General features: G+C 67.7%; 28 protein-coding genes and 1 riboswitch. Of the genes, 20 read left to right on the top strand and 8 right to left on the bottom strand.

The features are described from left to right. From eno to glpK, 6 genes are all read left to right on the top strand, one after another. The gene (gene eno, locus F793_RS0102925) at nucleotides 1–1278 is read left to right on the top strand and encodes a phosphopyruvate hydratase (RefSeq protein ID WP_018882038.1); all 1278 of its coding nucleotides are present in this window, start codon (nucleotides 1–3) and stop codon (nucleotides 1276–1278) included. Nucleotides 1279–1471: 193 nt separating this feature from the next. Beyond that, entirely contained in the window at nucleotides 1472–1879 is a 408-nt protein-coding gene (gene ftsB, locus F793_RS0102920; RefSeq protein ID WP_018882039.1) for a cell division protein FtsB, read from the top strand. Beyond that, nucleotides 1872–2618, top strand: a complete 747-nt coding sequence (gene ispD, locus F793_RS0102915) for a 2-C-methyl-D-erythritol 4-phosphate cytidylyltransferase (protein WP_018882040.1) — start codon at nucleotides 1872–1874, stop codon at nucleotides 2616–2618. Before ftsB ends, ispD begins: the two co-directional genes overlap by 8 nt. Then, entirely contained in the window at nucleotides 2615–3115 is a 501-nt protein-coding gene (gene ispF, locus F793_RS0102910; protein WP_018866966.1) for a 2-C-methyl-D-erythritol 2,4-cyclodiphosphate synthase, read from the top strand. Before ispD ends, ispF begins: the two co-directional genes overlap by 4 nt. Continuing rightward, entirely contained in the window at nucleotides 3112–3507 is a 396-nt protein-coding gene (locus F793_RS0102905) for a VOC family protein (protein ID WP_018882041.1), read from the top strand. Before ispF ends, F793_RS0102905 begins: the two co-directional genes overlap by 4 nt. A 22-nt stretch (nucleotides 3508–3529) precedes the next feature. Then, nucleotides 3530–5050: a glycerol kinase GlpK gene (gene glpK / locus F793_RS0102900; RefSeq protein ID WP_018882042.1), complete on the top strand. Its 1521-nt coding sequence runs from the start codon at nucleotides 3530–3532 to the stop codon at nucleotides 5048–5050. Nucleotides 5051–5218: 168 nt separating this feature from the next. Here the strand turns inward: glpK and F793_RS0102895 are convergent, their stop codons facing one another. The 5 genes from F793_RS0102895 to F793_RS0102875 form a co-directional block, all read right to left on the bottom strand. Then, a complete protein-coding gene (locus tag F793_RS0102895) occupies nucleotides 5219–6067 on the bottom strand; it encodes a pirin family protein (protein WP_018866963.1) in 849 nt (282 codons plus the stop codon). A gap of 85 nt (nucleotides 6068–6152) precedes the next feature. Continuing rightward, on the bottom strand, nucleotides 6153–6518 hold the full coding sequence (locus F793_RS0102890; protein ID WP_018866962.1) for a hypothetical protein: 366 nt from the start codon (nucleotides 6516–6518) through the stop codon (nucleotides 6153–6155). A 5-nt stretch (nucleotides 6519–6523) separates the two neighbouring features. Further along, nucleotides 6524–7390 carry an ABC transporter ATP-binding protein gene (locus tag F793_RS0102885; protein WP_018882043.1) on the bottom strand — a complete coding sequence of 289 codons (867 nt, stop codon included), beginning with the start codon at nucleotides 7388–7390 and terminating at the stop codon, nucleotides 6524–6526. Beyond that, complete coding sequence (locus F793_RS0102880) at nucleotides 7390–8361, bottom strand: iron ABC transporter permease (RefSeq protein ID WP_018866960.1); 972 nt, start codon at nucleotides 8359–8361, stop codon at nucleotides 7390–7392. The genes F793_RS0102885 and F793_RS0102880 overlap by 1 nt, the downstream gene beginning before the upstream one ends. 6 nt (nucleotides 8362–8367) lie before the next feature. Further along, entirely contained in the window at nucleotides 8368–9270 is a 903-nt protein-coding gene (locus tag F793_RS0102875) for a cobalamin-binding protein (protein ID WP_018882044.1), read from the bottom strand. Between the two features lie 146 nt (nucleotides 9271–9416). Beyond that, a riboswitch (cobalamin riboswitch) is annotated at nucleotides 9417–9625 on the top strand. A gap of 94 nt (nucleotides 9626–9719) precedes the next feature. On the opposite strand from F793_RS0102875, the gene bluB reads away from it, so the two are divergent. From bluB to cobS, 8 genes are all read left to right on the top strand, one after another. Further along, entirely contained in the window at nucleotides 9720–10472 is a 753-nt protein-coding gene (gene bluB, locus F793_RS0102870; RefSeq protein WP_018882045.1) for a 5,6-dimethylbenzimidazole synthase, read from the top strand. Then, nucleotides 10469–11371 (top strand): adenosylcobinamide-phosphate synthase CbiB, encoded by a 903-nt coding sequence (gene cbiB / locus F793_RS0102865; RefSeq protein ID WP_018882046.1) that lies wholly within the window; start codon nucleotides 10469–10471, stop codon nucleotides 11369–11371. Before bluB ends, cbiB begins: the two co-directional genes overlap by 4 nt. 16 nt (nucleotides 11372–11387) lie before the next feature. Further along, nucleotides 11388–12389 carry a threonine-phosphate decarboxylase CobD gene (gene cobD / locus F793_RS0102860; protein WP_026280839.1) on the top strand — a complete coding sequence of 334 codons (1002 nt, stop codon included), beginning with the start codon at nucleotides 11388–11390 and terminating at the stop codon, nucleotides 12387–12389. After that, nucleotides 12386–13873, top strand: coding sequence for a cobyric acid synthase (locus F793_RS0102855; protein ID WP_018866955.1), 1488 nt, complete (start codon nucleotides 12386–12388; stop codon nucleotides 13871–13873). The genes cobD and F793_RS0102855 overlap by 4 nt, the downstream gene beginning before the upstream one ends. Next, nucleotides 13870–14391, top strand: a complete 522-nt coding sequence (gene cobU / locus F793_RS0102850) for a bifunctional adenosylcobinamide kinase/adenosylcobinamide-phosphate guanylyltransferase (protein ID WP_018866954.1) — start codon at nucleotides 13870–13872, stop codon at nucleotides 14389–14391. The genes F793_RS0102855 and cobU overlap by 4 nt, the downstream gene beginning before the upstream one ends. Before the next feature lie 145 nt (nucleotides 14392–14536). Then, entirely contained in the window at nucleotides 14537–15598 is a 1062-nt protein-coding gene (gene cobT, locus F793_RS0102845) for a nicotinate-nucleotide--dimethylbenzimidazole phosphoribosyltransferase (protein WP_018882048.1), read from the top strand. Further along, complete coding sequence (locus tag F793_RS0102840) at nucleotides 15595–16158, top strand: histidine phosphatase family protein (protein ID WP_019592769.1); 564 nt, start codon at nucleotides 15595–15597, stop codon at nucleotides 16156–16158. Before cobT ends, F793_RS0102840 begins: the two co-directional genes overlap by 4 nt. A 247-nt stretch (nucleotides 16159–16405) precedes the next feature. Then, the gene (gene cobS, locus F793_RS0102835) at nucleotides 16406–17179 is read left to right on the top strand and encodes an adenosylcobinamide-GDP ribazoletransferase (RefSeq protein ID WP_018882050.1); all 774 of its coding nucleotides are present in this window, start codon (nucleotides 16406–16408) and stop codon (nucleotides 17177–17179) included. Between the two features lie 3 nt (nucleotides 17180–17182). On the opposite strand, the gene F793_RS0102830 is transcribed toward cobS, so the two are convergent. Both F793_RS0102830 and F793_RS0102825 read right to left on the bottom strand, forming a co-directional pair. Then, nucleotides 17183–17392, bottom strand: a complete 210-nt coding sequence (locus F793_RS0102830; protein WP_018882051.1) for a hypothetical protein — start codon at nucleotides 17390–17392, stop codon at nucleotides 17183–17185. Between the two features lie 17 nt (nucleotides 17393–17409). Beyond that, nucleotides 17410–17832 (bottom strand): putative toxin-antitoxin system toxin component, PIN family, encoded by a 423-nt coding sequence (locus F793_RS0102825; protein WP_018866949.1) that lies wholly within the window; start codon nucleotides 17830–17832, stop codon nucleotides 17410–17412. A gap of 84 nt (nucleotides 17833–17916) precedes the next feature. Between F793_RS0102825 and F793_RS0102820 the strand changes: the two genes are divergently transcribed. The 6 genes from F793_RS0102820 to F793_RS0102795 all read left to right on the top strand — a co-directional run bounded on the left by F793_RS0102820 (nucleotide 17917) and on the right by F793_RS0102795 (nucleotide 23950). Beyond that, nucleotides 17917–18543, top strand: coding sequence for a YIP1 family protein (locus F793_RS0102820; RefSeq protein ID WP_018882052.1), 627 nt, complete (start codon nucleotides 17917–17919; stop codon nucleotides 18541–18543). Nucleotides 18544–19312: 769 nt separating this feature from the next. After that, a complete protein-coding gene (locus tag F793_RS0102815; RefSeq protein ID WP_018882053.1) occupies nucleotides 19313–20713 on the top strand; it encodes a flagellin in 1401 nt (466 codons plus the stop codon). 263 nt (nucleotides 20714–20976) lie between these two features. Beyond that, nucleotides 20977–21213, top strand: a complete 237-nt coding sequence (locus F793_RS0102810; RefSeq protein WP_018866945.1) for a flagellar protein FlaG — start codon at nucleotides 20977–20979, stop codon at nucleotides 21211–21213. A gap of 482 nt (nucleotides 21214–21695) precedes the next feature. After that, nucleotides 21696–23063 carry a flagellar filament capping protein FliD gene (gene fliD, locus F793_RS0102805; RefSeq protein WP_018882054.1) on the top strand — a complete coding sequence of 456 codons (1368 nt, stop codon included), beginning with the start codon at nucleotides 21696–21698 and terminating at the stop codon, nucleotides 23061–23063. Between the two features lie 38 nt (nucleotides 23064–23101). Continuing rightward, nucleotides 23102–23509: a flagellar export chaperone FliS gene (gene fliS, locus F793_RS0102800; RefSeq protein ID WP_018866376.1), complete on the top strand. Its 408-nt coding sequence runs from the start codon at nucleotides 23102–23104 to the stop codon at nucleotides 23507–23509. Nucleotides 23510–23560: 51 nt separating this feature from the next. Beyond that, on the top strand, nucleotides 23561–23950 hold the full coding sequence (locus F793_RS0102795; RefSeq protein WP_018882055.1) for a flagellar protein FliT: 390 nt from the start codon (nucleotides 23561–23563) through the stop codon (nucleotides 23948–23950). 99 nt (nucleotides 23951–24049) lie between these two features. Here F793_RS0102795 and F793_RS0102790 read toward each other — a convergent pair whose 3' ends face one another. Continuing rightward, nucleotides 24050–26248, bottom strand: coding sequence for a bifunctional (p)ppGpp synthetase/guanosine-3',5'-bis(diphosphate) 3'-pyrophosphohydrolase (locus tag F793_RS0102790; RefSeq protein ID WP_018882056.1), 2199 nt, complete (start codon nucleotides 26246–26248; stop codon nucleotides 24050–24052). Nucleotides 26249–26357: the final 109 nt, after the last annotated feature.

The following is a 26357-nucleotide window of genomic DNA, read 5'->3' as shown; positions in this document are numbered from 1 at the left end:
ATGTCCCAGATTGCGGAGATTCACGCCCGCGAGATCATCGACTCCCGGGGCAACCCGACGGTCGAGGCCGATGTTGTCCTGGATTCCGGCGCCATGGGGCGCGCGGCGGTCCCGTCCGGTGCCTCCACGGGGGCCCGCGAGGCCCTGGAGCTGCGCGATGACGAGAAGCGCTACGGGGGCAAGGGCGTACTGAAGGCGGTGAGCCATGTGAACGGCGAGATCCGCGACGCGCTGCGCGGCATGGAGCTCGACCAGACCGCGGTGGATCGCCGCATGCTGGAACTGGACGGCACCGAGAACAAGTCGCGCCTGGGGGCGAACGCCCTGCTGGCCGTCTCCATGGCGGCCTCGCATGCCCTCGCGGCCGATCGCGAGCAGCCGCTGTTCGAGACGCTGGGCGGGGAAGACGCCACGCTGCTGCCGGTGCCGATGATGAACATCATCAATGGCGGGGCCCACGCGGACAACAGCGTGGATATGCAGGAGTTCATGATCCTACCGGTGGGCGCGGACTCGGTGCGCGAGGCGGTGCGCTACGGCGCCGAGGTCTTCCATGCGCTGAAGAAGGTCCTGGCCAAGCGCGGCCTGGCCACGGCGGTGGGCGACGAGGGTGGCTTTGCCCCCGATCTGCCGTCCAATTCCGCGGCGATCGAGGTGATCCTGGAGGCCATCCACAATGCCGGCTTCAAGGCGGGCGAGGACATCTGGATCGGCCTCGACTGCGCCAGCTCCGAGTTCTACCGCGACGGCCACTACCACCTGGACTCCGAGGGCAAGGCCTTCTCGGCGGACGAATTCTCCGACTATCTCGCGCACTGGGTGGACCAGTACCCGATCCTGACCATCGAGGACGGGATGGCCGAGGATGACTGGGATGGCTGGAAGACCCTGACCGAGCGCCTGGGCAAGCGCGTGCAGCTGGTGGGCGACGACCTGTTCGTCACCAACACGCGCATCCTGCAGGAAGGCATCGACAAGGACATCGCGAACTCCATCCTGATCAAGCTCAACCAGATCGGCACCGTCACCGAGACGCTGGAAGCGATCGAACTGGCGCGCAAGGCCAACTACACAGCGGTGATCTCGCACCGCTCGGGCGAGACCGAGGACGTCACCATCGCGGACCTGGCGGTCGCCACTCGAGCCGGCCAGATCAAGACCGGTTCGCTGTCGCGTTCCGACCGGGTGGCCAAGTACAACCAGCTGATCCGGATCGAGGAACACCTGGGGAGCCGGGCCAGCTACCCGGGTATGTCGGCGTTCACCTTCGGGCGCTGAGGCGGTTGCGGGGCGGCCGTGTCGAGGATGCAGTCCGCAGCCTGCGGCGCGGTTCCTGTCCCGGGGCGTCCGGGCCTCGTAGAATGCCGGGCATGCCGGCCACTCGTAAAAGCCCTCGTTCCGTTGTACCCGCGCTCGGCGCGGTGCGCGGGCGAGGGCTTTTCTTTGGGTTCAAGTCGATGGAGTGCGGGTGATGCGCGGCCTGCTGATCGGGCTGGCGCTTGTGCTGCTGGCACTGCAATGGCCCCTGTGGCTGGGCGAGGGGAGCTGGCGCGACGTGCGCGACCTGCGCGAGCAGGTCGAGCGCCAGCAGGCCTCGAACGCCGAACTGGAGCAGCGCAATCAGGCCCTGGAGGCGGAGGTGCGAGACCTGCGCGGCGGAACCGAGGCGGTGGAAGAACGGGCCCGGCGCGACCTGGGGATGATCCGCGAGGACGAGGTCTTCTTCTTCGTGGTGGGCGAGGACGAACCCGCCACGCTGGACATCGAGCCGCTCCCCGGATCGGCCGGGCAGACCGAGCCCGGTCCCGACTCGCGGGTGCCCGAGGAGGCCGAGCCGGCCACCGACACCCTGCCACCGGAGGATCCCTTTGATGGCTGACACCGGGGGCGCAGCGGCGCGCGAACCGGCCTTCTGGGCACTGATCCCGGCGGCCGGCATTGGCCGGCGCATGGGGTCCGACCGTCCCAAGCAGTACCTGACGCTGGGTTCGCGGACGATCCTGTCGCATACCCTCTCGATCTTCCTCGAGCATCCGCGCATTCGCGGCGTGGTGCTGGTGCTGGGACCCGACGTGGATCCCGACGCCCTGGATCTGCCGCTGGCGGGCGGGCGGCTGTTCCGTGCCGCCGGCGGAGCGGAGCGGGTGGATTCCGTGCAGAATGGCCTGGACTTCCTGGCCGAACGGGCGCACGCGGACGACTGGGTACTGGTCCATGATGCGGCCCGTCCCTGTCTGCCGCAGGCGGATGTGGACCGCCTGTTGCGTGAGTTGCGGGATGACGCGGTGGGCGGGTTGCTGGCCAGCCCCAGTACCGACACCATCAAGTGGAGCGATGGCGGCGGCCGCGTGGAGCGGACGCTGGACCGGGAGCGGGTCTGGCGCGCCCTGACCCCACAGATGTTCCGGCTGGGGATGCTGCGAGAAGCGAATGCGCGCGCACGCGATGCGGGTCATGCGGTGACTGACGAGGCCAGCGCGATCGAGTTTCTGGGGCAGGCCCCGCGGCTGATCGAGGGTTCGGCGATGAATATCAAAATCACGCGGGCGGAAGATCTGGAGCTGGCCCGTCTCTACCTGATGCAGCAGGGCCGGCTGGAAGGACGGTTCAGCGCATGAGCGGGTTGCGCATCGGCCAGGGCTTCGATGTGCACGCCTTCGGTGAAGGGGATCATCTGGTCCTCGGCGGCGTGCATATCCCGTTCGAGCGTGGCTTCGTCGCGCATTCGGACGGCGACGTGCTGCTCCATGCCGTCTGCGATGCCCTGCTCGGCGCCGCCGCCCTGGGTGACATTGGACGACACTTTCCGGATACCGATCCCGCATTTCGCGGCGCGGACAGCCGCGTCCTGCTGCGGGAGGTCCTCCAGCGTGTTGCGGCGGCCGGCTGGCGCCCGGTCAACATCGACTCCACCGTGATCGCGCAGGCGCCAAAGCTGGCGCCGCACGTCCCCGCCATGCGCGATCATATCGCCGCGGATACCGGCCTGGTGCCCGAGGCCGTCAGCGTGAAGGCCACGACGACCGAACATCTCGGGTTCACCGGGCGCAAGGAGGGCGTGGCGGCGCAGGCAATCGTGCTGCTGGAACCGGCCTCGGGGATGCTGCGGGTATGACCGGGGCCGGGCGCGGGAATGCGGGAGTCCTCGGCCTGCATCACGCCAGCCTGGTCATTGCGGACGTTCAGGCCGCGCGCGAGTTCTACGGGCACCACCTTGGGCTGGCGCCGCTGGAGCGGCCCGAACTCGGATTTCCGGGGCTGTGGTACGACCTCGGCAACGGCCAGGCCCTGCACCTGCTGCGGGTGCCCAACCCGGACCCGACCGAGCGGGCGGTACGGTGCGGGCAGGACCGTCACCTGGCGCTGCGCGTGGAGGACCTGGAAACCTTCGCGGCGCGGCTGGAGGCCGCGGGCTTCGCGGTGGAACACAGCCGCTCCGGCCGCCCCGCGGCATTCGTGCGGGATCCCGATGGCAACGCCATCGAGTTGATCGAGGACGGTGCCTGAATCGGCCAGGGAGAGTCCCCTCATGAGCGACGCGCGCTACATCCTCGCCCTGGACCAGGGCACCACCAGCTGCCGGGCCATCCTGTTCGACCGCGCGGGCACGATCGTCGGCGTGGCGCAGAAGGATTTCGGCCAGATCTATCCCCAACCCGGCTGGGTGGAACACGACCCGATGGAGATCTGGGGCACCCAGATCGGTGTGGCGCGCGAAGTACTGGAGACCCGCGGCATCAAGCCCTCCCGGCTGGCGGCGATCGGCATCACCAATCAGCGCGAGACCACGGTGGTATGGGACCGCGCCACGGGGGAGCCGATCGCCAATGCGATCGTGTGGCAGGACCGGCGTACCGCCGCGTTCTGCGACGAACTGAAGGCGCAGGGCCTCGAGGGCCTGCTGCGCGAGCGTACCGGTCTGGTCGTGGATGCCTATTTCTCGGCCAGCAAGCTGCGCTGGCTCCTGGATCACGTGGACGGGGCGCGCGAGCGCGCGGAACGGGGCGAACTCGCCTTTGGCACCGTGGACAGCTGGCTGATCTGGAACCTCACCCGCGGGGAACGTCACGTGACCGATGTGACGAACGCCGCGCGCACCCAGCTGTTCAACATTCACACCCTGGAATGGGATTCCGATCTGCTGGAGCGGTTCGAGGTCCCTCCCGCGATGCTGCCCGAGGTGGTGGACTCCAGTGGCGTGCTGGGCGTCACCGGCGCCGAGATGTTCGGTGGCGCGGAGGTCCCGATCGCCGGCGTGGCGGGGGACCAGCATGCGGCCCTGTTCGGTCAGGGCTGTTTCGAGCCCGGCATGGCCAAGAACACCTACGGGACCGGCTGTTTTCTGCTGATGAACACGGGTGGCACGCCGGTGGAGTCCCGATCCGGCTTGCTCACCACCCTCGCGTGGTCGCTGGACGGCCGGGTGGAATACGCGCTGGAGGGCTCGATCTTTATTGCCGGGGCCGCGATCCAGTGGCTGCGCGACGAGCTTCACCTGATCGACGCGGCCGAGGATTCCGAGTACTACGCGGGCAAGGTGGCGGACGCCGACGGGGTCTACGTGGTGCCCGCCTTCGCCGGGCTGGGTGCGCCGTACTGGGACATGTACGCGCGCGGCGCCATCTTCGGCCTGACCCGTGGAACGCGCAAGGAGCACATCACCCGCGCCACGCTGGATGCGCTGGCCTATCAGACACGCGATGTGATCGATGCCATGGCGCAGGACGCCGGGATCGGGCTGAAGGCCCTGCGGGTCGACGGCGGGGCCGTGGCCAACAACGTGATGATGCAGTTTCAGGCCGACATGCTCGGGGTGCAGGTCGAGCGCCCGGCGGTGACCGAGTCCACCGCGTTGGGGGCCGCCTGGCTCGCGGGACTGGCGGTCGGCTTCTGGACCCGTGACGAGTTGGCGCAGAAGGGTGGGCTGGACCGGGTGTTCGAGCCGCAGATGGACGCGGCCACGCGGGAACAGTACTACCGCGGCTGGAAGAAGGCCGTGAAGCGCACCATGGGCTGGGCGCGCGAGGACGACAGCGACTCGACGCCGTAGCGGGTGATGGTCTGGGGCCTTGCCGACGCGGGCGGGGGCTTCGCCGCCACGGCGGCTCCCACAGGGGGCTGCAGGTAGAGCGATGGCTTCGACAGGCAGCCCGGCCCAGATCACTGTGGGAGCGGGCTTGCCCGCGAGCCCCTGCCAGGCTCGGATTGGGCCCGGGGCTCAGTCCATGCTGGCCGGCTCGGCGGCGAGCTGGCCGGACTGGTAGTCGCTGATGGCCTGTTCGATCTCGTCGGAGGTGTTCATCACGAAGGGGCCGTAATGCGCGATCGGTTCGCCCAGCGGCCGCCCCTTGAACAGCAGCACGCGGGCATCCTGCTGGGCGATCAAGTGGATCTGGGTCTGGCCGCTCCACACACCCATCTGGCCGGTCTGCAGGCCGATGAGCTCGCCGTCGAACACGTAGGCCAGCACGCGGTCCTCGAGCTGCACGGCGAGCGACAGGCGATAGCCGGCGGGCAGCGTCAGGTCGGCCATCGCGGCGCCTTCGCCAATCTGCGCCAGCGGGCCCTCGGTATCCCCGGCACTGGTCTGCCAGGATCCGGCAATGGCCTTGAAGCGCAGCGGGTCGTCGTCTTCCGGCAGGTGGCGCATTGCGTCGGCGTGCACGTCGCGATAACGCGGCGGGTCCATCTTGCGCCGGGCGGGCAGGTTTACCCACAGCTGGAAGCCGTGCAGGCCCTCGCTGTCGAGCAGGGGCATCTCGGAGTGGATCACGCCGCGGCCGGCGCTCATCCACTGGGCCTCGCCGGCCTCCACGCGGCCCTGATTGCCCATGGAGTCCTCGTGCGTCAGGCCGCCATGGACCAGGTAGGTCAGGGTCTCGAAGCCGCGATGCGGGTGGGCGGGAAAGCCGCCGATGTAGTCCTCGCGCGCGCTTGCCTTGAGCTCGTCCAGCATCAGGAAGGGGTCCAGCCCGCCACGAAAGTCATGGATGCGCCGAATCTTCACCCCGGCCCCGTCCTGGGTGGGATGGGAGGTCTTCACGCTGTCCGGCGGTGTCGGGTTCATGGCGTTCTCCTTCGCAACAGGTCTGCACCATACCGACCATGAAACGAAAAGAAAATTGCATCGTTTCCCGTCATGGGGCCTTTTGTCAGGCGGTGGACAGATCCCAGGAATCGGCAAACGCCTCCAGGCTCTCGATGAAATCGGGATCGTGTTCCTGACGGTTGATGGTCAGGTGCAGGACGACGGCCTGCGGGTCGGGCGGGTGCCCGGTGGTTAGCGTCCAGGCCAGGCCGTTGGGGCAGTCGGGCAGGGACAGGCGCACGCCACCGTTGATGACCTCGCGGTGCACCCGGAACTCGCCCCACAGGCAGTAGACCACGCCGGCATCGGGACCGTTGTCCTGGATCAGCGTGTCGATGGCATCACTGTGAGCGGGCAGGGCGGGGACGTTCAGCCGCCGCTGCAAGGTTTCGGCATCCAGGGTCGCGGGCAGGTTGCGGAAGAATTCCATGGCGGTCACTCGTTGCGCGGCAGGAACACGGGCAGGCCGTCGACCTCGCCTACGCTCAGGCGCTGGTTGTAGAGGCGTTCCAGGGCACTGGGCACGAGCATGGTGGCGGTCGGGCCCCAGCATGCCTGGCCGTCGGGGAACAGCAGGAGCAGATGGTCGCAGTAGCGCGCGGCCAGGTTGACGTCGTGCAGGACCAGTACGGCGGCCCGGTGCGCCTGGGCAACGATGCCCTGCACGCGGTTCAGCACGGCGACCTGGTGATGCAGGTCCAGCTGACTGGTGGGCTCGTCCAGCAGGAGCAGGCTGGGGTCCTGGGTCAGCACGGTGGCGATGGCCAGACGCTGCCGCTCGCCCCCGGAGAGCGTGTCCACCATGCGGTGCTCCAGCTCGGCGAGATCCATCTCCGCCAGGGCGGCCCGGGCGCGGGCGTAATCCTCGGAGGTCTCGATGTCCCAGGGGCGCAGGTAGGGGTGCCGACCGATCAGCGCGGTCTCCAGCACCGTCGCGGGGAAGCCGTCGTGGTGGGTCTGGAAGACCAGGCCGATGCGCCGCGCCAGTTCCGCGCGGGGCAGGCGGGTGATTGCCTGGCCACGGACCTCGATGGTGCCGGCGCGTGCGGTCCGCAGGCCGGCGAGCGTTTGCAGCAGCGTGCTCTTGCCCGCGCCGTTGGGGCCCAGGATGCCCCAGCACTGCCCGGGGTCGACGGTCAGTTCCAGCGGGGCGCCGGGTGCGCGCCCCGGGATGTCGATCACCAGGTCGCGGGTGGCGAGTAGCGTATCCGGGCCCGGCTTCTGGTGGACGCTGCGCGCGCCCAGGCCCGGGGCTTCATGCGGCCGGCTGTGGGCGGGGGCGATGGGTGGACGGGGTGCCATCAGCGGCTCCGGTACAGCAGGAACAGGAACACGGGGACCCCCAGCATCGCGGTGATTACGCCGACCGGCAACTGCTCCGGGGCGATCATGGTGCGGGCGAGGGTGTCGGCCAGGGTCAGCAGGATGCCGCCGCCCAGCGCGGAGGCCGGCAGGATCACGCGCTGGTCGTTGCCGAAGACCAGGCGCAGCATGTGCGGCACGATCAGCCCGACAAAGCCGACCGCGCCGACCTGCATGACTGCGGTCGCGGTGATCAGCGCGGCGGCGACATAGATGCTCCATTCCACCGGGCGCACCGCCACCCCGAGTGCCGCGGCCTGCATCGGGCCGCGCGCGAGCACGTTCAGCGTGCGGCCCAGCGGCAGGGCGAGGAACACGACCAGCACCAGCAGGATCCAGGCGGGATAGGGGTTTCGCGCGTGGGACACATCGCCCATCAGCCAGTACAGCATGCCCGGTAGCTCGGCCGTGGGGCTGACTGCGAGCAGGAAGCTGATCATGGCGCCCCAGCCCGCCGCGACCACCACGCCCGTCAGAAGCAGGCGCGTGGGGGTCCAGCTGCCGGTACCGTGCGCCAGGCCGAACACGATCACCGTGGACAGCAGGGCACCGGCGAACGCGGCCAGGGAGACGGAAAACATCGACAGGCCCGCGAGCATCGCCAGCAGGGCGCCGACGGAGGCGCCGCCGGAGAGGCCCAGCACGTAGGGGTCGGCCAGCGGGTTGCGTAGCAGCACCTGCATCAGCGCGCCGGCCAGACCCAGCAACCCGCCTGCGGCAAAGGCCGCCAGGGCGCGCGGCAGGCGCAGCTCCAGCACCAGCGTGTCGTGCAGGCGGCTGCCCTCGCCGAGCATCACCGCCAGCAGGTCGCCGGGCGCGATCGCGACACTGCCGAAGGCCAGCGCGATCAGCACCGCCAGCAGCGACGCCGGCAGCAGGACCGCGGCGGCAAGGAGGAAGGCGCGGGTCACGAGGGGTCAGTCCACCCGGCGGAGTCGGGCCCGCTCGAGCTCCTCGCACATCAGGCGGGTGCCCTCGGCGATGCGCGGGGTATGGCGCTGCAGCAGGGACGGCGGGATGAAGAACAGGTTGTCGCGCTGGACCGCGGTCATGTCCTCCCATTGCGTCCAGGCGATGACCCAGTCGGGGCGATCCTCGCCCATGCCGCCGCCAATGATGACCTCCGGATCGGCCTCGATGACCGCCTCGCGATCCATGCGCGGGACCAGGCGATCCAGGTGGCCGAATACGTTTACCCCGCCGCACAGGCGGATCGCCTCGCTGATCAGGTGGTCGTCGTTCACCGTCATCAGGGGCTGTTCCCACACCTGATAGAACAGGCGTACCGGGTCGCGTTCGGCGTAGTCCTGGCGCAGGGTGTCGATCGCCTCCTCGAAGCTTCGCACCGCCTCGTCGCCCTGCGTCTCGGTGCCGGCGAGCTGGGCCATGCGGCGCATGCTGGCGGCCACGCCGTCGAAGCTGCGGGGCTCCGACACGTAGACGTGGAAGCCGAGCTCGCGCAGGTGTTCGATCTGGGATTGCGAGTTTCCGCTGCGCCAGGCAACGACCAGGTCCGGATCGAGCTGCACGACGCGCTCCATATCGATGCGGCTGTAGCCGCCCACGCGGGGGAGCATCTCCGCCTCCGGCGGGAAATCGCTGTGCTGAGTGGCGCCCACCAGCTTGTCGCCGGCCCCGACCGCGAACAGCACCTCGGTGATATGCGGGGCGAGGCTGACGATACGCTCGGCGGGTTGTTCCAGCCGGATCTCGTGACCGTCATCGTCGGTCACCGAGACCGGGTCGGCCAGTGCCGGCGCGGTGCAAAGCAACGTCGCGACGAGCAGGGCGGAGGAGCGTCCGAGGGTCTTGAAATTCATAAAAATCCGGTGGTTGTGGCGCTGTTGCGAGGTCGAATGGAGGACGTCTGCGGTAGTGCGCGCAAGCCGCAAAAGCGTTTCATCATAGCAGCATGGGCAAGATGGTTTGGTGCCCAAATTGGTCGGGGGCGCGCCGAACGCGTATCATACGGCGGCTTGAATCAGGTGCCTGCAATGCGCAGGTGAAACGGGAAGCCGGTGCAAATCCGGCGCTGCCCCCGCAACGGTAAGTGAGCGGCGAACCACACCGCAGGCTTGGCCACTGTGCCCCCACGGGTCACGGGAAGGCGTCTGTGGCATCGGCAGCCGCCGACGCTCGCGAGCCCGGAGACCGGCCTGGTGATGACGCATCCTGCGATCGTGCGGCGGGCAACGATCGAGGGCACGGGCACCATCTGCGGTGCCCGTTCCTTCGTGGTTTCGCCGTGCCGTCGCCCCGACGGAAACGCATGACGAACCCAGACCCCAAACCGACAGCAGAGCATCCGAACGCGTTCGCCTCGGCCGAGCGCGAGGCGGTTTATCGCGTGATCGGGGAACGCCGCGACATGCGCCATTTCCGTCCGGATCCGGTGGATGGCTCTACGCTGCGCCGGCTGCTGGAGGCCGCCCACCGCGCCCCCAGCGTCGGGTACATGCAGCCCTGGCGCTTCCTGCGGGTAACCGACCCGGCCCTGCGCGAGGCCCTGCATGCCCACGCCGCGGACGAGCAGGCCCGCACCGCCGAGGCCTGCGGGGAGCGCGCGGCGGAGGTGCACCGTCTGAAGCTGGAAGGGATCCGCGAGGCGGGGGAGTTGCTGGTCGTGGCCCTGACCGACGGCCGCGAACGCTATGTGCTGGGGCGCCGGACGCTCCCGGAGATGGACCTGTGCTCGGCGGCCTGCGCGATTCAGAACCTGTGGCTGGCGGCCCGCGCGGAGGGGCTGGGCATGGGCTGGGTCTCGCTGTTCGATCCGGACTGGCTGGCGCGGCAGCTGGACATGCCGGAGGGCGGCTATCCGATGGCGGTGCTGTGCCTCGGTCATGTGGAGCGTTTCTACGACCGGCCGATGCTGGAGACCGCGGGCTGGGATCGCCGGCGGCCCCTGGAAGAACTGGTCTTTCAGGATCGCTGGGGCGTGCCCGGCGAGCTGGCAGCCGACCCGGATGCGGCAGGCGCCGGAAACGGGGCGGACGATCGGACCGGATCCGACAGCGCATGAGCGCCTTCCTGATCCTGATGGGCGCCCTGATCCTGGATCGCTTGTTCGGCGATCCGCGGCGATTCCATCCGCTGGCCGGGTTTGGTCGGCTGGCGGCCTGGGCCGAGTCCCGCTGGCATGCGCCCAGTCGCCTGCGCGGGGCGTTGCTGCTCGCGGCGCTGGTCCTGCCATGGGTGGCGCTGGCCGCTCTGGGGGCGTCGCTGGCCTGGGGCTGGTTGCTGTCGCTGGCGATCCTGACCCTGGCGATCGGCTGGCGCAGCCTGGACGAACACGCCGAGGTGGTCGCGCGGGCCCTGGAGACGGATGATTTGCACGGTGCCCGCACGGGCGTGGGGATGCTGGTCAGTCGGGACACGGAGGCCCTGGACGTGCGCGGGGTGAGCGGGGCGACCATCGAGTCGGTCCTGGAGAACGGCAACGATGCGCTGTTTGCCACGATCTTCTGGTTCCTGGTCGCCGGGGCGCCGGGCGTGGTGGCCTACCGGCTGGTCAACACCCTGGATGCGATGTGGGGGTACCGTAACGAGCGGTATGCCACGTTCGGCTGGGCGGCCGCGCGGCTGGATGACGCCATGAACCTGATCCCGGCGCGTCTGACGGCCCTGGCCTATGCCCTGGCGGGGCGCGGGCGGGACGCATTGCAGTGCTGGCGTGAACAAGCCGCCGGATGGAAGAGCCCGAATGCCGGGCCGGTGATGGCCGCTGGGGCCGGTGCGCTGGGCGTGGTGCTGGGCGGCCCGGCGCCCTATGGCGGCCAGCGCGAGTGGCGTCCGCGTCTGGGCATGGGCCGCCTGGCCGATGCCGCGGGCATTCGCCAGGCGGTGGCGCTGGTGGACCGGGCGCTGGCGATCTGGATGGCGTTCATCGTGATGGGGGTGATTGTCGTTGTCCTGTTCTGATCGGCAGAAGGCCCCCATGCCCGAATCCCGGGCGCTCATGCAGGTGCACGGGGGTGGCGTGCGCCAGGCAGCTGCGCGCTACGGCATTCCGGCAAGCGAGTGGCTGGATCTCTCCACCGGCATCAACCCGCATGGCTATCCCGTGGGCGAGGTCCCGCAGCGGGTCTGGGCGCGGCTGCCGGAACCGGACGACGGGCTCGAGGCCGCGGCCGCTGACTATTACGGCACGGCGGCCCTTCTGCCCGTCGCGGGCTCGCAGGCGGCGATCCAGTTGTTGCCGGCGCTGCGCTCGGGTTCGGCGCGCGTCGGCATCCTCGAACCCAGCTACAACGAGCACGCCCGGGCCTGGCGCAAGGCCGGGCACACGGTACGCCCGCTGAGTGGCGAGGCGATCGCCGCCGCGCTGCCCGATCTGGACGTGCTGGTGCTGGTCAACCCGAATAACCCGACGGGTCAGTGCTTCGAACGTGCGGACCTGCTGGCCTGGCATGCGGAACTGGCCGCGCGTGGTGGCTGGCTGATCGTGGACGAGGCCTTCATGGATGTGACGCCGGGGGCCAGTCTCGCGCAGGACGCACCGCGCGAAGGCCTGGTGGTGCTGCGTTCTCTCGGCAAGTTCTTCGGGCTGGCGGGCGCGCGGGTCGGGTTCGTGATCGCCGACGGCGCGATGCGCGCGCAGCTGGCCGCCCGACTGGGTCCATGGGGCCTCGCCGGACCTTCGCGCTGGGTTGCTACTCGGGCGCTGACCGACCGTGCCTGGCAGGCCGAGACACGTAGCCTCCTGCAGGCGCGCGGCCAGCGCCTGGCGGAACGGCTGCGTGCGCACGGGCTGGCGCCCACCGGCGGCACCGCGCTGTTTCAGTGGTGCCGGGTGGAGGATCCCGCGGGCTGGCAGGACCATCTGGGCCGGCAGGGCATCCTGGTGCGTCGATTCGATGCGCCCGGGAGTCTTCGGTTTGGCCTGCCGGGTGACGCGGCCGAGTGGCAGCGTCTCGAAGCGGGGCTGCAGCGGGCATGACGGGCACGACGCTGATGGTGCAGGGGACGACCTCGGATGCTGGCAAGAGCGTGCTGGTGGCGGGGCTCGCGCGGGTGCTTTATCGCCACGGACTGTCGGTGGTGCCGTTCAAGCCGCAGAACATGGCGCTGAACAGCGCCGTCACCGCCGATGGCGGCGAGATTGGCCGGGCCCAGGCCCTGCAGGCCGCCGCCTGCGGCCTGGAACCGCATACGGACATGAATCCCGTACTGCTCAAGCCCAGCTCGGACGAGGGTGCGCAGGTGATCATCCACGGGCGGCCCGCGGCGGAACTGGATGCGCGGGCCTATCACGACTACAAGCCGGTGGCCCGCGAGGCGGTGCTGGCGTCGCACGGGCGCCTGACCGATCAGTACGACCACGTGCTGGTGGAAGGCGCGGGCTCGCCGGCGGAAATCAACCTGCGCGCGGGCGATATCGCCAACATGGGCTTCGCCGAGGCGGTGGACTGCCCGGTGATCCTGGTCGCGGATATCGACCGGGGCGGGGTTTTCGCGCATCTGGTGGGCACGTTGGCGCTTCTGAGCGAGACCGAGCGTGCGCGGGTTCAGGGCTTCGTCATTAATCGTTTTCGCGGCGATATCAGCCTGCTGCAGCCGGGGCTGGACTGGCTGGAACAGGAGACCGGCAAGCCGGTGCTCGGCGTGATTCCGTACCTGCACGGGCTTTATCTGGATGCCGAGGACGCCCTGCCGCGCGAGGCGGTGCCGGAGAAGGCTACGGATGCGCTGAAGGTGGTCGTGCCGGCCCTGCCGCGCATCTCCAACCACACCGATTTCGACCCGCTGCGCCTGCACCCGGCGGTGGATCTGCGGTTTGTCGGGCCCGGCGAGTCGTTGCAGCCGGCGGATCTGGTGATCCTGCCGGGCTCCAAGTCGGTGCCCGACGACCTCGTCTGGCTGCGCGATCAGGGCTGGGAGGCCGCGCTGCAACGGCATGTGCGCTACGGTGGCAAGGTGCTGGGCATCTGTGGGGGCTTTCAGATGCTGGGGCGCGCCGTGCACGACCCCGACGGCGTCGAGGGCCGGACCGGTTCCACGCCGGGGCTTGGCTGGCTCGATATCGAGACCCGCCTGGCCCCCGAGAAGCGTCTGGAGCGTGTTCACGGGGATCGTGTGCTGGGCCGGGAGGCAGGCGTGGAAGGCTACGAGATTCATGCGGGCATCACGACCGGGCCCGGACTGGAGCAGCCGCTGCTGCATCTGGCGCACGGGCCGGATGGCGCGTGCAGCGAGGACGGTACGGTGGCCGGTACCTACGTGCATGGCGTATTCGACCGTTCGGAGGCCGCCGATGCCTTGCTGCACTGGGCGGGTATGCGGGCCGGTTTGGGACAGGGAGAAGACCTGGCCGCGGCGCGCGAACGCGGTCTTGCACGCCTGGCGGATACGCTGGAGGAACACCTGGACATGAAGCGTGTACTGACCCTGCTGCGGGCGGAATCGGGAGAGCCGGTGGCATGAAGACCCTGGTCCTGGGCGGCGTGCGTTCCGGGAAGAGCCGGCTGGCCGAACGCCTGGCGGCGGAATCCGGCCGGCCGGTCACCTATGTCGCCACGGCACGGGCCGACGATGCCGAGATGGCGCGCCGGATCGAGCGTCATCGTGCCGACCGCCCCGGCGACTGGGGCCTGGTCGAGGCGGACACGGGACTGGCGCGGGCACTGGAACAGGCCGCTGGCCCGGGCCAGTGCCTGCTGGTCGATTGCCTCACCCTGTGGCTGACCCAGCTCCTGTGCACCGATGACGAGGCCCGGATCGAACGCGAGCGCGAGGCCCTGATCGAGACGATTCCGGGCCTGCCGGGCACGCTGGTGTTCGTCTCCAACGAGACGGGGATGGGCATTACCCCCATGGATGCGCTGTCCCGCCGCTTCGCCGACGAGGCTGGCTGGCTGCACCAGCGCCTGGCCCCCGAGATGGACCGCGTGGTCCTCACCGTCGCCGGTCTCCCGCATGTGCTCAAGGGTGACCTTCTGTGATCCAGGGCGGGCTTTGCTGTGGCCAGGGTGACGAGGGTTCGCGGGCAAGCCCGCTCCCACAAGGCTGCCGCACATGCCTTTGTGGGAGCGAGTTTGTTTGTGGGAGCGGGCTTGCCCGCGAAGACGGATCGAATAGGGAGAACATGTGACCGAAGACTGTGACTGGCTGCAGGTGCCGCCGGCGTCCCTGAGCGCCGAGGCGCGCCAGGCAGCGGCCGAGCGGCAGGCCCAACTGACCAAGCCGCCGGGTTCGCTCGGGCGGCTGGAGGCGATCGCCGAACGCCTGGCCGCCATGCAGGGCGTGGCCCAGCCGACGCTGGAGCAGGTGCACATCGCGGTGTTCGCCGGTGACCACGGCGTTGTGGCCGAGGGTATTTCCCGTTTCCCGCAGGCCGTGACGGCGCAGATGGTCGCGAACTTCGCGAACGGCGGTGCGGCGATCTCGGTACTGGCGCGGCACCTGGGCGCGTCCATCGAGGTGATTAACCTGGGTACCGTGGCTCAGCCACCGGCCGTCAGCGGCGTGCAGCAACTCAATCTGGGTCCCGGCACCGCCAACCTGGCCCGCGAACCGGCGATGATGCCGGCGCAGCTGGAGCGCGCGCTGAACGCCGGCCGCCAGTGCGCCGAGCGCGCCCGAAGAGGCGGGGCGCAACTGTTCATCGGTGGCGAGATGGGCATCGGCAATACCACGGCGGCCGCCGCACTTGCCTGTTCATTGCTGGACCTGCCGCCGGCCGATCTGGCCGGGCCCGGCACGGGTCTGGATGCCAATGGCGTGCGTCACAAGGCCGAGGTGATCGAACAGGCGTTGAGCACTCACGTCGATGTGCGCGGTGATGCGCTGGGTAGCCTGCGTTGTCTGGGTGGCTTCGAGATCGCTGGCCTGGCCGGCGCCTATATCGCCGCAGCACAGATCGGGTTGCCGGTACTGGTGGACGGCTTCATCAGCACCTCGGCGGCGCTGGTGGCGGAACTCCTGTGCCCGGGCACCGCGGAGTGGTTCTTCTACGCCCACAGTTCGGCGGAGCCGGGCCACCAGCGACTGCTGCAGGCGCTGGCGGCCGAGCCACTGCTCGATCTCGGTATGCGCCTGGGCGAGGGGAGCGGGGCGGCCACCGCCGTGCCCCTGCTGCGCTTGGCCTGCGAGCTGCATTCGGGGATGGCGACTTTCGCCGAGGCGGGTGTGAGCGGAGAGGGCAGTTGAGCACGGACGCCACACGCATCGGCCTGCTGCGGCACGGCGAGACCACGGGCCAGGGGTTTTGTGGGCGTGGCAGCGATGTCCCGCTGACGGAAGCAGGCTGGCACGCAATGCGCGAGACACTCGCGCGTGACGCCGACTGGGATCGCGTCGTCTGCTCGCCGTTGATGCGATGCCTCGGGCCTGCCGAGGCGTTCGCCGGGCAGGCAGGCGTGCCACTCGCCGTGGACGAACGCCTGGCCGAACTCGACTTCGGCGACTGGGAAGGCCGTACGGCGGCAGCGCTGATGGAGACGCAGGCCAACGCCCTGGGTCGCTTCTGGGAAGATCCACTGAATCACGCGCCGCCCAATGGCGAGTCGCTTGGGGCGTTCCGCGAGCGTGTGGTCGCCGGTTGGAATGACCTGGCGCCCAACGAAGGGGAGCAGGTCCTCGTGATCGCCCACGGTGGTGTCATCCGCCTGATCCGCGCCCTGCACGAGGGCTGGCCGCTGGAAAAACTCCTGAGTATCGACGTCCCGCTCGCGTCCCTGCATATTGTCGAGCCATGGCAGGCCTACTGATGATTACCCATCCCGCGCTGCACCAGGACCCCGAGCCAACCCGAGCCCGGGCACTTGCGTGCTGTTCTGTGGGAGCGTGCTTGCACGCGAAGCCCCTGCCCGCGTCGGGCTGTGGCAAAGGCTTCGCTGCCCGCGTCATTGGGGACAAAACCTGTAGGAGGCCAGCCCCCTGGCCGATGGGGCGTTGGCATAGTTCCGATCGGCCAGGGGGCTGGCCTCCTACAGGTCGGGATGGCGGAGGGGGTGTATGAACCCCGTGATGACGCCCCTCTGGCTGGCTATCCAGTTCCTCACACGCCTGCCGACCCCCGCGCTGGAGCCGCGCCCCGAGGATTTGGGGCGTTCGGTACTGACCTATCCGCTGGTCGGGCTCATCCTGGGCCTGATCGTGGTGATCGTCGGCATCGGGCTGTCCGCCATTCCCGGCGCGCCGACGCTCCTTGTCGCGGCATTGGTGCTGACATTCTGGGTGGCCCTGACGGGCGCACTGCACCTGGACGGTCTGGCGGACACGGTGGATGCCTGGGTCGGGGGGCAACGCCATCCGGAGCGCGCCCGCGGGATCATGAAGGACCCGGCCTGCGGTCCCATGGCTGTCGCCGCGCTGATCCTGATACTGGCGCTGAAGGGCACGGCACTGGTGGCCGTGGTGGAAGCCGGTGCGTGGATTGCCGTCCTGCTCGCCATCGTGCTGGCGCGCCTGGTGCCGCCGGTGCTGTTTCTGACCACTCCCTACGTGAACCCGGTGGGGCTGGGCGCGGAGATGGCACAACACCTGCCACACAGGGCCGCCAAGGGCACCGTTGGTGTCGCTGCCCTGCTGGTACTGGTGCTGGGGCTGGTGTCGGGGCTGTGGGGCGTGATCCCGGGTCTGATCGCCGCCGGGGCGCTGCTGTGGGGCGCCACCCGCCTCCTGAAACACTGGCTGGGCGGCTTCACCGGCGATACTGCCGGCGCCACGCTGGAGCTGGTGGAGACCTCCGTGCTGGTCATCCTCGTGCTGGCGCTCGGACTTTATTAGCCCTCAATCCGGCGAGGCCCCTCCCATCGCCTTGTCCAGCAGTGCCAGACCTTCCTGTTCCCGGCCCTGACCACGCTGGGCGCGCACTCGGAAACGAGTTTCCGCATCGTGTTCAGCAATCATCAACGTGGCCATCTCGTCCACAAGGCGGTTCACGCTGGTCCCGCGTTCGCGCGCCAGCGCCTTCAGCCGTTCGTACTTCTCATCAGGCAAACGTACGGTTAAAGCCGTCATGTGCGGATCTCCTTCAGCAGTTCGGCGGGATCGAGGATACGAATCTCCGGAAACTGCAGGTCCATCTGGACAAAATCGCGTTGGTTGCGCGTCACAATCATCTGGCAGCCGGCCGCTACCGCGAGTTCAATCAGGTGATTATCGCCTTCATCACGGAGGTTGGGTCGCCATCCAAAGTAGATTCGTGACCACATGCACCGCGCGGCGAAAATATCCAGCAACCGTTCCCGTTCGGCGGTCTCTAGCAGGCTCCCTTCAAAAAGCTCCGAGCGACCCAGCACATCCTCGTACTCCCGGAACAAGGCAGTGCCCATAACGGGCGTCACGCGCCCTTCGATACAAGCACGGATGGCTTGATTCGCCGGGCCGATGCCCATACAGGCGCCGACGAAGACGTTGGTATCGAAGACCACCTTCATGTCGAAATGGTATCATTTATGCCACCAGCGATGAGTGTGTCGGTGTGTCATGTGATGGTCATGTTTTTGCCACATACTCTCGAAATGACCGTGAGCGGCCAATTCAACCCACTGCGCTGGACGTCGCGTGCGCTCATCAACCCTCTGGGCGCGGTGCGTGACGCGCAGGCGATCGAGCAGGCGCCGCCCTGGTGGCAGACCTTCCTGCGACTTGTCTTACCGGTCCTGCTGCTCAGCGTGGTGATCAGCCAGGTCCTGTACCAGATCATTCCCACCGGACTGCCGGCCGAGGCGATGCCCGGGGTATGGGGGTTTGGCGTCTACAGCGTGCTCGCCATGAGTATCGGTGTGCTGGGCCTGGCGTGGTCCGCGCACTACCTGGGCGAACTCTTCCAGGGGCGCGGGGACCCGGACCGGGCCATGCTGGCGGTCAGTATCGGCCTGCTCCCGGCCTGGGTCGCCAAGGTCGCCGCCGCCTTTCCCTGGCCGTGGGGCAACGGCATCAGCCTGCTGCTGATCCTGTATTCGCTGTGGCTGCTGTACTGGTCGCTGCGTGGCATCCTCGGGCTGCGCCGCGGCAACCGCATCGGCCTGTTCGTGGCCACCGTCTTCTGCGGCGCCTTCATCACCCTCATCTTCGGCTGGGCCCTGATGGACCTGATCCCCGGCGCCACACCCGAGCACCGCATCGGCACCACCTGGCTGATCTGAGCCCCCGTTGTCGGGGCAACACTTGTAGGAGGCCAGCCCTCTGGGCGATCGGGTCGGACATCTGGCATTGATTAAGGAAATCGCCCAGGGGGCTGGGCTCCTACAGGAGCGGGACCGGCGGTGGGGGCTATCGCGTTGCGTGGGTGGTGCGGAGCCAAGGTTGAGTTCCGGGGCCTGTGTACAAAGCCTCTGAAACGCCGATCAGGTACTCGTCCTCACGATCCATCAGATTAATCAGCCGCGCGAGCCGCTGCGGTGGCGTCGTGACGGTCACAGAGCGCCACCCGTGGGGTCGGCATGCGTATCGATGGGGCGGTGCGGCGCCCTGCGTGGGTGCACGACGATATCCACCCAGCGTTCTCCCAGCAGATGTGGTCGCCACCCTGGGGTGGCCGTCCCGTGCTCCCCGTTTCCGTAACTTTCTGCCACAGAACCGTCATCCCGGAAACGGTGCAGCGGTTATCCGGGATCTCTGCGGTGCGGGCCGCCCGTCGGTTGGGGGCTGGTCCGGCGTCTGGAGGTCCCGGCTCTCCGCTGCGCTGCGGCTGGGGTGACGGCGGGGTGTTTGGTACGGATGATGGCGTGGCTGTGGCGGGTTGGAGGGCGCATGCGGCGCGGGCGGCAACGATTTGCCGCCCGCGGTGAAAAAAATTTGGAGGATGGGCTAAAGGTTCTGTGGGGGAGGTCGTTAAGGGTCCTGAGAGCGGGGATCGTCCCGTTCACCAGAACCGCCCGAGGCGGTGACGAACGACTCTACAGGAGAGCGATCATGTCCCAAGTAATCAACACCAACGTTCTTTCCCTGAACGCGCAGCGTAATCTGGGCAATTCCCAGGGTGCGCTGGCTCAGAGCCTGGAGCGTCTGTCCTCGGGCCTGCGTATCAACAGCGCCAAGGACGACGCGGCCGGTCTGGCCATTTCCGAGCGTTTTACCACCCAGATCCGCGGCCTGAACCAGGCCGTGCGTAACGCCAACGATGGCATCTCCTTCTCGCAGACGGCGGAAGGTGCGCTGGGCACGATTGGAGACAACCTTCAGCGTATTCGTGAGTTGGCGGTGCAGGCCGGTAACGACTCGAACTCCTCTCAGGATCGCCAGGCACTGAATAACGAAGTTTCGCAGCTGGTCGCCGAAATCAATCGAGTGGCCGATTCCACCCAGTTCAATGGTCAGGACATCCTGAACGGCACGTTGGAAGAGCTGGTATTTCAGGTTGGGGCCAATCGCAACCAGACGATCAGCGTAGAAGGAGTGAATGCTCAGGGCTCGCAGCTCGGGGCTCAGGTGGCTGACGGCGCGGCGGCACTGCTGGGAGACTTTACCGACGGTCTGGTCCTTTCTGATCTGGGTGGGGATTCTCTTTCGCTGCAGGGCGTTGGCATCGACCTGACCGATCTTGACGCGGACGCCACGTCGCTCGCACAGGTGGTGAACCGTATCAACGATGCTTCGGCAGATTCCGGAGTTCGCGCCTCTCTGGCCCCCACCGCAGAAGCTACTTTGGCGGTGACAGCCGCGGATGATGACGGCACATTGAACATCAATGGCGTCAACATCGCGATTGCAAATGGTGATGGTGCGGAAGAGATCGCCGCAAAGATCAACGACCTCTCGTCTCAAACCGGCGTGCGCGCGGATTTTGATGGTAACGATCTGACCCTGGAATCGAACTCGGATATCCAGATGTCGGTGACTGGTGGTGGCGCTCTGGATGTCGAGGGCCTTGGGGACGGTGACTCCGGTTCCATCCTGCGCGGCATCGAACTCTCCAGGGAGATTGGTGGGGATATTCTCATCGGTGGTGAAGATTTCGCAGCGCTGGGGTTAAGCGATGATGTGGCTGATCAGGAATCCCTCTCGATGAATGACATTGACGTGTTGAGCCGAGAAGGTGCGACAGACACGTTGCGCGTGGTCGACTTTGCCCTGGATCAGGTCAATGGGCTGCGTGCGGAGCTTGGTGCCGTACAGGTACGATTCGAGAACACGATCTCCAACTTGGAGATCTCGTCGGAGAACCTGTCCGCCGCCCGTTCGCGGATCCAGGATGCGGACTTCGCGGCCGAGACCGCCGAGCTGACCCGCGCCCAGGTGCTGCAGCAGGCGGGTACCTCGGTGCTGTCGCAGGCCAACGCCGTTCCGCAGAACGTGCTGGCCCTGCTGCAGTAAGCTCGATCACTCGGGCTTCTGGTTGAGGGAGGATGGCGAGGGCGCCATCCTCCCCTTCTGAAGAGGACAGCGATATGAGTGATGGAATCGGCAATATCACATCACCGCTGGTGGCAGTGAACCCGCGCGGGGGGGAGGGGGCCAAGGTCCCGGGTCCCGGTGCGGGTTTTGTTCGTGGCGAGGGGCGGCCGGAGGCCGTTGCGCGTACGGGCATTAGCACGGAATCTTCGGCTCGTGGCTCCACCGGACCGGCGATCGAGGCCATGGATATGGATGAGGTCAATCAGGTGGTCGAGTCGATCAATTCCTACCTGCAATCCACCAAGCGGGCGCTGGAGTTCAGTGTGGACGACAGTAGTGGCCGAACGGTGATCACGGTGATGGACGGAGAACGCGAAGAGGTGATCCGCCAGATCCCGCCGGAGGCCGTGCTGGCCCTGGTGGAACAGTTCCAGACCGAGCAGGAGCTCGGCGGTACGGGGCTCGCGGATAAGGCCTGAGGGCTGTTGTTACACCTACAAGCGTGATGTTGTGTTGAGCCGGGCCCGGCAGCGGGTCCGGCTTTTTTGGTTCCGGCGTCTGGGTGTGGCTGCCTCATTCCTTCTCGACCGTGCGCCCCCTATGTCATCCCGGCCGAAGCGGAGCGTAGAGCCGGTATCTCTGGAGACGGGACTATCCCAAGCGGCGGGATTCGCCAGGCGTGGGAGATCCCGGATAACTGCTTTGCAGTTTCCGGGATGACGGGGCTGGGGGTTGGGGGTGATTGTGGCAGGTGCGAGTGTCGGCTATGTGCCAGGTTCTGGAGATTGCTTCGCTTCGCTCGCAACGACGGGATTTTCCGAGGGATCAAGTCGGGGCGCGGTATGCCGATTTTGAGGCGGTTTTCCTGCGGGGGGCTCAAGTTTTGGGCTAGGCTGTCGTAAATAGATATATCGCACGTGCAAAGGGTCCGGGACGCCGGGCGCCGAGGAGCAGAAAGACCATGGCCATTAGTTCACTGGGTGTCGGTTCGGGGCTGGATCTGAATCAGATCGTGGGCGACCTGATCAATGCCGAACGCGTCCCGAAGGAGCAGCGGTTCGATCGCCGGGAAGGTCGGATCGAGGCGCAGATCTCGGCATTCGGCAATCTTACGAACGGCGTGGAGCAGCTGGGTGGGAGTCTGGGCCAGCTGGCTGGATTCGAGTTGTCCCAGTCCGCAGAGGTGTCGGATTCCAGTGTGGCCAGCGTGACGTCCGACGGCACGGCGGCGAATGGCAATTTCTCGCTGCAGGTGGATCAGCTGGCGCAGGCGCAAAGCGTGGCCACCGCGGCGGGGCAGTTCGCCGACGGGGATGCCGAGGTGGGTGCCGGTCAGTTGGAGATCAGCGTGGGCGGCGGGAACGCCATCACCATCGACGTGGAAGAAGGCGATACCCTGCGGGACGTGCGCAATGCGATCAACGAGGCCGGGGGCGGTGTCACGGCCTCCATCGTGAATGACGGCAGTGGCGCGCGCCTGGTCCTGAATGCGACGGAGACAGGGGCCGATAACACGATCTCGGTCGCGGTGAACGGGGACACGGCGGCGACCAACGAGGGTCTCGGCCGCCTGGCCAGCGACAACCTGGAAACCACGCAAGAGGCCCGCGATGCGGTGGCCGTGATCAACGGTCTGACCGTGACCAGCCCGACGAACACGCTGGACGACACGATCGAGGGCCTGAGCATCGAGCTGCAGGGGACGTCCGCGTCGCCGGTGACCGTTTCGGTGAGCGAAGACCAGGACCAGCTGCGCGAGGCCCTGCAGGGTTTTGTCGAATCGTATAACGCCCTGGTTGGCCAGACCCGTGAGCTGACCTCGTTCAATCCGGACTCGGAGGAGGGATCGGTTCTGACGGGGGACAGCACGGTACGGGGGATTCGCAGCCGCCTCGGCAATGCCCTGATCCAGCCGGCCCAAGTGCCGGATGCCAATGCCCAGACCCTCGCGGAGCTGGGGATCGTCTCCAACCGCGACGGGACGCTCTCGTTCGACGGCGCGCGTTTCGACCGGGCGATGGAGACCGACGGCTTCGATCGCGTCACCGAGATCGTGCGCGAGGTTGGTGGCCGGATGCAGGAGGTCACCAACAGCTTTATTGGGCCGGAAGGTTTGATCAATGCGCGTACGGACGGGCTGCGCAATGACCTGGAGCGGATTGGGCAGCAGCGCGAGGACCTCGAGGTCCGTCTCGAACGTATGGAACAGCGCCTGATCGGGCAGTTCTCGCGGATGGACAGTGCCGTGGCGCAGATGCAGAGCACGGGCGATTTTCTGATGGGGCAGCTGGCGAATATGCCGCTGGCCCAGAACAATTCTCGTCGATAGTCGCGCCGCTGGGGCGAACGGATAACGGAGAGCAACGCATGTACGGACCGGGCATGAATCGAGCGGTGAACCAGTACCGGCAGTCGGGCGCGCTGGCCGAGGCCCAGGTAGCGGACCCGTACCGGCTGATCCAGATGCTTTTCGAGGGCGCACTGGAGCGGATTGCCGTGGCCAAGGGTGCGATGCAGCAGGGTAACGTGGGCCTGAAGGGCGAGAAGATCGGCAAGGCGATCGATATCGTCGAGTCGCTGCGGGCCGTGCTGGACCACAAGCACAATGCCGAACTGGCCGGGAACCTGGATGCCCTGTACGAATACATGAGCCGTCGTCTGCTGGAGGCGAACGCCCAGAATGACCCCGCGGCTCTGGACGAGGTGGCCAAGCTGCTGCGCGAGATCAAGGCGGGCTGGGACGAGATCCCGGCTGACCAGCGCCGGGCAGGCTAGCGGAAGGCCTTGCATGGCTCTTTGCGCGGTTTTTGAGTCCGGCCTTTACCCATGAGCGGTCCCGCCACTTCGAACAGTGGGGCCGGTTCGGAAGCCACGCTCGAAGATGCCGTCGAGGCGATCCGCACCCACATGGCGCGCGCGGTGGCTGAAGAGGACTGGGAAGAGCTCCAGGAGCTGGATCGGCAGGCGCGCAGCCTGGTTGAACGGGCCTTCGGCCCGGAGCCGGTGCCGCTTCGCGATGACTCCGGGGCGGCATTGCGTGCCGCGCTCGAGGAGCTTGGCCGCTTCTATGAAAGCTCGGTACAGGAGCTGGCCCAGCGCCGCACCGAGGTCGCGCAGCAGATCCGCGAACTGAAATCCGGTCGCAAGGGCACCAACGCCTACGAGACCACCCGCCGATATTCCATGCGCACCGGTCGGGGGCATCCCGAGGGTTAGGGCAGAAGCCTGTTCCGTATCTCCTGTAGGAGCCGAGCCCTCTCGGCGATGCGGCACTGGACAGGCCCGGATCGCCCAGAGGGCTGGGCTCCTACATGTCTACGTGGAGGCCGCGGGTGGGAGGCGGCGGACGGTCTGGATGCTGCCGAGGGCCTGGAGGCGGTCGAAGAGGTTGCTGAGTTCGCCGAGGTCGCTGTATTCGGCTTCCAGTTCCATGCGCACGCTGCGGTCCTCGCGGTTGGTCTGGGTGTTCACGCGCAGGAGATTGATGCCGCATTCGGAGAAGGCGTTGCCGACCTCGCCGAGCAGGCCGGGGCGGTCATGGGCGTCCACCTCCAGGGTGATGGCCTCGCGTTCCGGTTCTTCGCCCCAGGAGACCGGGATCAGGCGGCCGCGCTTTTCCTCCGGCATGCGCAGGATGTTCACGCAGTCGCTGCGGTGGACGGAGACGCCGGCACCGCGGGTGATGAAGCCGATGATGGGGTCCCCGGGCTGCGGGTTGCAGCAGCGCGCCCGGGTGGTCAGCAGGCCGCCGACGCCGCGGATCTTGATGTCGTCCTCTTTGGCCTCGCCGTCATGGCGCCGCGGGCGCTGGGGCGCCGGCGCCGCGGCGGGCTTTTCCCGACCGCGCGTCTCGCGCATCTGCTGGGAGATGCGCCCGGCGATCTGGGCCGTGGTGATGTCGCCGGCACCCAGCGCGACCAGCAGCTCGTCGAAGGTCTGGTACTTCATGGCCTCGGCGAGGGCGCCGCGGTCGAGGTCCTGTCCGCAGCCGAGACGCTGGCATTCGCGATCGAACAGGTGCTTGCCGGTGGCCAGGTGTTCGTCCTGGTGCTGCTGGCGGAACCAGGTGCGGACCTTGGAGCGGGCGCGGGCGGTGTTCAGGTAGCCGAGATTGGGGTTCAGCCAGTCGCGGCTGGGGCCGCCCTCGCGAGTGGTCAGGACTTCGACGCGCTCGCCCGACTTCAGCTTGTAGGTGAGCGGCACGATGTGCCCGTCCACCTTGGCGCCACGGCAGCGGTGGCCGACCTCGGTATGGACGGCGTAGGCGAAGTCCAGCGGCGTCGCGCCCAGGGAGAGATCCAGTACTTCGCCCTGGGGGGTAAGCACGAACACGCGCTGGTGCAGGGGTTCGCTCTGGATCTCGTCGAGCAGGTTCTGATCGTTGTTGTCGGCGGCCTCCAGCAGCTGGCGCAGGCTGTTGATGGCGCGGTTGAGAGCCTGGTCCTCGCGCCCGCCTTCCTTGTAGCGCCAGTGGGCGGCGACCCCCAGCTCGGCGAAGTCGTCCATCTCGCGGGTACGGATCTGCACCTCCACCACCTTGCCCTCAGGTCCGACCACGGCCGTGTGCAGTGACTGGTAGCCGTTGTCCTTGGGGTTGGCGATGTAGTCGTCGAATTCGCTGGGCAGGTGGCGCCAGTCGTTGTGGACGATGCCAAGTACGGTGTAGCAGGTCGCCAGCTGGTCGACGATCACGCGGGTGGCGCGCAGATCGTACAACTCGGACAGTGAGGTCCGCTTGCGCTGCATCTTCTTCCAGATGCTGTAGATGTGCTTGGGCCGCCCGAAGACCCGTGCCTCGATGCCTTCGGCGCGCAAGCGGTCCTTAAGAGTCTGCGCAAACGCTTCTACATAGGTCTCTCTTTCCGTGCGGTTTTCTTCCAGGCCTCTGGCGATCTCGCGATAGGTCTCCGGTTCCAGGATGCGCAGGGCGAGGTCTTCCATCTCCCACTTGAGCTGGCCGACGCCCAGGCGGTTGGCCAGGGGCGCGATGACGTCCAGGGTCTCCTGCGCGAGGGCGCGGGCGCTGTCATCCGGCTCGCGTACCAGCAGGCGCAGGTGCTGCACGCGGAACGCCAGTTTGATCAGCACGGCACGCACGTCGTCGACCATCGCCATCAGCATGCGGCGCAGGCGCTCGGCCTGTTCCGGCCGGCCCGCCGGCGCCTCGAAACGGCGCCGCACCAGGGCCGCGACGTTGGTGGTGAGACGCGCGATAGCCGCACCAAAGTCCGTTTCGATCCGGGCCGGGGTGATCCGGGAGGCCAGATAGACGGGTACCAGCAGGGTTGCGATCAGCGTCTGGCGGTCCACGTTGAGGTGGCGCAGGATCTCGGCCACGTCCAGCGGGTGGGATTCGAGCCCGGCGGCCTCGACCGCCTCCAGCGCCAGGTCCAGTGCCTCGGCCAGTTGCTGGCCGGTGGAATCGTCCAGCGGCTGGCTGCCCGCGAAGTGGCGCAGCAGCGCATCGCGGTCGAGGCCCTGCAGATCCGTATTGGTAAGCAGCGAATGGCGCATGGGGTAGGGTCGTTTCAGCCAGATCGTTCGCGGGCATTGTACCGGTCCGGGCGCACGGGCGAGAGCGCTTCACACGCTCGGTGTTTGCCTTGCACAGGGGCGACTGGGC

Source organism: Thioalkalivibrio sp. ALE22, assembly GCF_000381445.1.
Classification (GTDB): domain Bacteria; phylum Pseudomonadota; class Gammaproteobacteria; order Ectothiorhodospirales; family Ectothiorhodospiraceae; genus Thioalkalivibrio.
Note: the sequence above shows the minus strand (reverse complement) of the source record. Positions and strands in the feature narration are given on the sequence as shown.

Excerpts from the sequence above, each read along its gene's own strand:
- eno (WP_018882038.1), top strand. The coding sequence starts at position 1 with ATGTCCCAGATTGCGGAGATTCACGCCCGCGAGATCATCGACTCCCGG.
- ftsB (WP_018882039.1), top strand. The coding sequence starts at position 1,472 with ATGCGCGGCCTGCTGATCGGGCTGGCGCTTGTGCTGCTGGCACTGCAA.
- ispD (WP_018882040.1), top strand. The coding sequence starts at position 1,872 with ATGGCTGACACCGGGGGCGCAGCGGCGCGCGAACCGGCCTTCTGGGCA.
- ispF (WP_018866966.1), top strand. The coding sequence starts at position 2,615 with ATGAGCGGGTTGCGCATCGGCCAGGGCTTCGATGTGCACGCCTTCGGT.
- F793_RS0102905 (WP_018882041.1), top strand. The coding sequence starts at position 3,112 with ATGACCGGGGCCGGGCGCGGGAATGCGGGAGTCCTCGGCCTGCATCAC.
- glpK (WP_018882042.1), top strand. The coding sequence starts at position 3,530 with ATGAGCGACGCGCGCTACATCCTCGCCCTGGACCAGGGCACCACCAGC.
- F793_RS0102895 (WP_018866963.1), bottom strand. The coding sequence starts at position 6,067 with ATGAACCCGACACCGCCGGACAGCGTGAAGACCTCCCATCCCACCCAG.
- F793_RS0102890 (WP_018866962.1), bottom strand. The coding sequence starts at position 6,518 with ATGGAATTCTTCCGCAACCTGCCCGCGACCCTGGATGCCGAAACCTTG.
- F793_RS0102885 (WP_018882043.1), bottom strand. The coding sequence starts at position 7,390 with ATGGCACCCCGTCCACCCATCGCCCCCGCCCACAGCCGGCCGCATGAA.
- F793_RS0102875 (WP_018882044.1), bottom strand. The coding sequence starts at position 9,270 with ATGAATTTCAAGACCCTCGGACGCTCCTCCGCCCTGCTCGTCGCGACG.
- bluB (WP_018882045.1), top strand. The coding sequence starts at position 9,720 with ATGACGAACCCAGACCCCAAACCGACAGCAGAGCATCCGAACGCGTTC.
- cbiB (WP_018882046.1), top strand. The coding sequence starts at position 10,469 with ATGAGCGCCTTCCTGATCCTGATGGGCGCCCTGATCCTGGATCGCTTG.
- cobD (WP_026280839.1), top strand. The coding sequence starts at position 11,388 with ATGCCCGAATCCCGGGCGCTCATGCAGGTGCACGGGGGTGGCGTGCGC.
- F793_RS0102855 (WP_018866955.1), top strand. The coding sequence starts at position 12,386 with ATGACGGGCACGACGCTGATGGTGCAGGGGACGACCTCGGATGCTGGC.
- cobU (WP_018866954.1), top strand. The coding sequence starts at position 13,870 with ATGAAGACCCTGGTCCTGGGCGGCGTGCGTTCCGGGAAGAGCCGGCTG.
- cobS (WP_018882050.1), top strand. The coding sequence starts at position 16,406 with ATGAACCCCGTGATGACGCCCCTCTGGCTGGCTATCCAGTTCCTCACA.
- F793_RS0102825 (WP_018866949.1), bottom strand. The coding sequence starts at position 17,832 with ATGAAGGTGGTCTTCGATACCAACGTCTTCGTCGGCGCCTGTATGGGC.
- F793_RS0102820 (WP_018882052.1), top strand. The coding sequence starts at position 17,917 with ATGACCGTGAGCGGCCAATTCAACCCACTGCGCTGGACGTCGCGTGCG.
- F793_RS0102815 (WP_018882053.1), top strand. The coding sequence starts at position 19,313 with ATGTCCCAAGTAATCAACACCAACGTTCTTTCCCTGAACGCGCAGCGT.
- F793_RS0102810 (WP_018866945.1), top strand. The coding sequence starts at position 20,977 with ATGGATATGGATGAGGTCAATCAGGTGGTCGAGTCGATCAATTCCTAC.
- fliD (WP_018882054.1), top strand. The coding sequence starts at position 21,696 with ATGGCCATTAGTTCACTGGGTGTCGGTTCGGGGCTGGATCTGAATCAG.
- fliS (WP_018866376.1), top strand. The coding sequence starts at position 23,102 with ATGTACGGACCGGGCATGAATCGAGCGGTGAACCAGTACCGGCAGTCG.
- F793_RS0102795 (WP_018882055.1), top strand. The coding sequence starts at position 23,561 with ATGAGCGGTCCCGCCACTTCGAACAGTGGGGCCGGTTCGGAAGCCACG.
- F793_RS0102790 (WP_018882056.1), bottom strand. The coding sequence starts at position 26,248 with ATGCGCCATTCGCTGCTTACCAATACGGATCTGCAGGGCCTCGACCGC.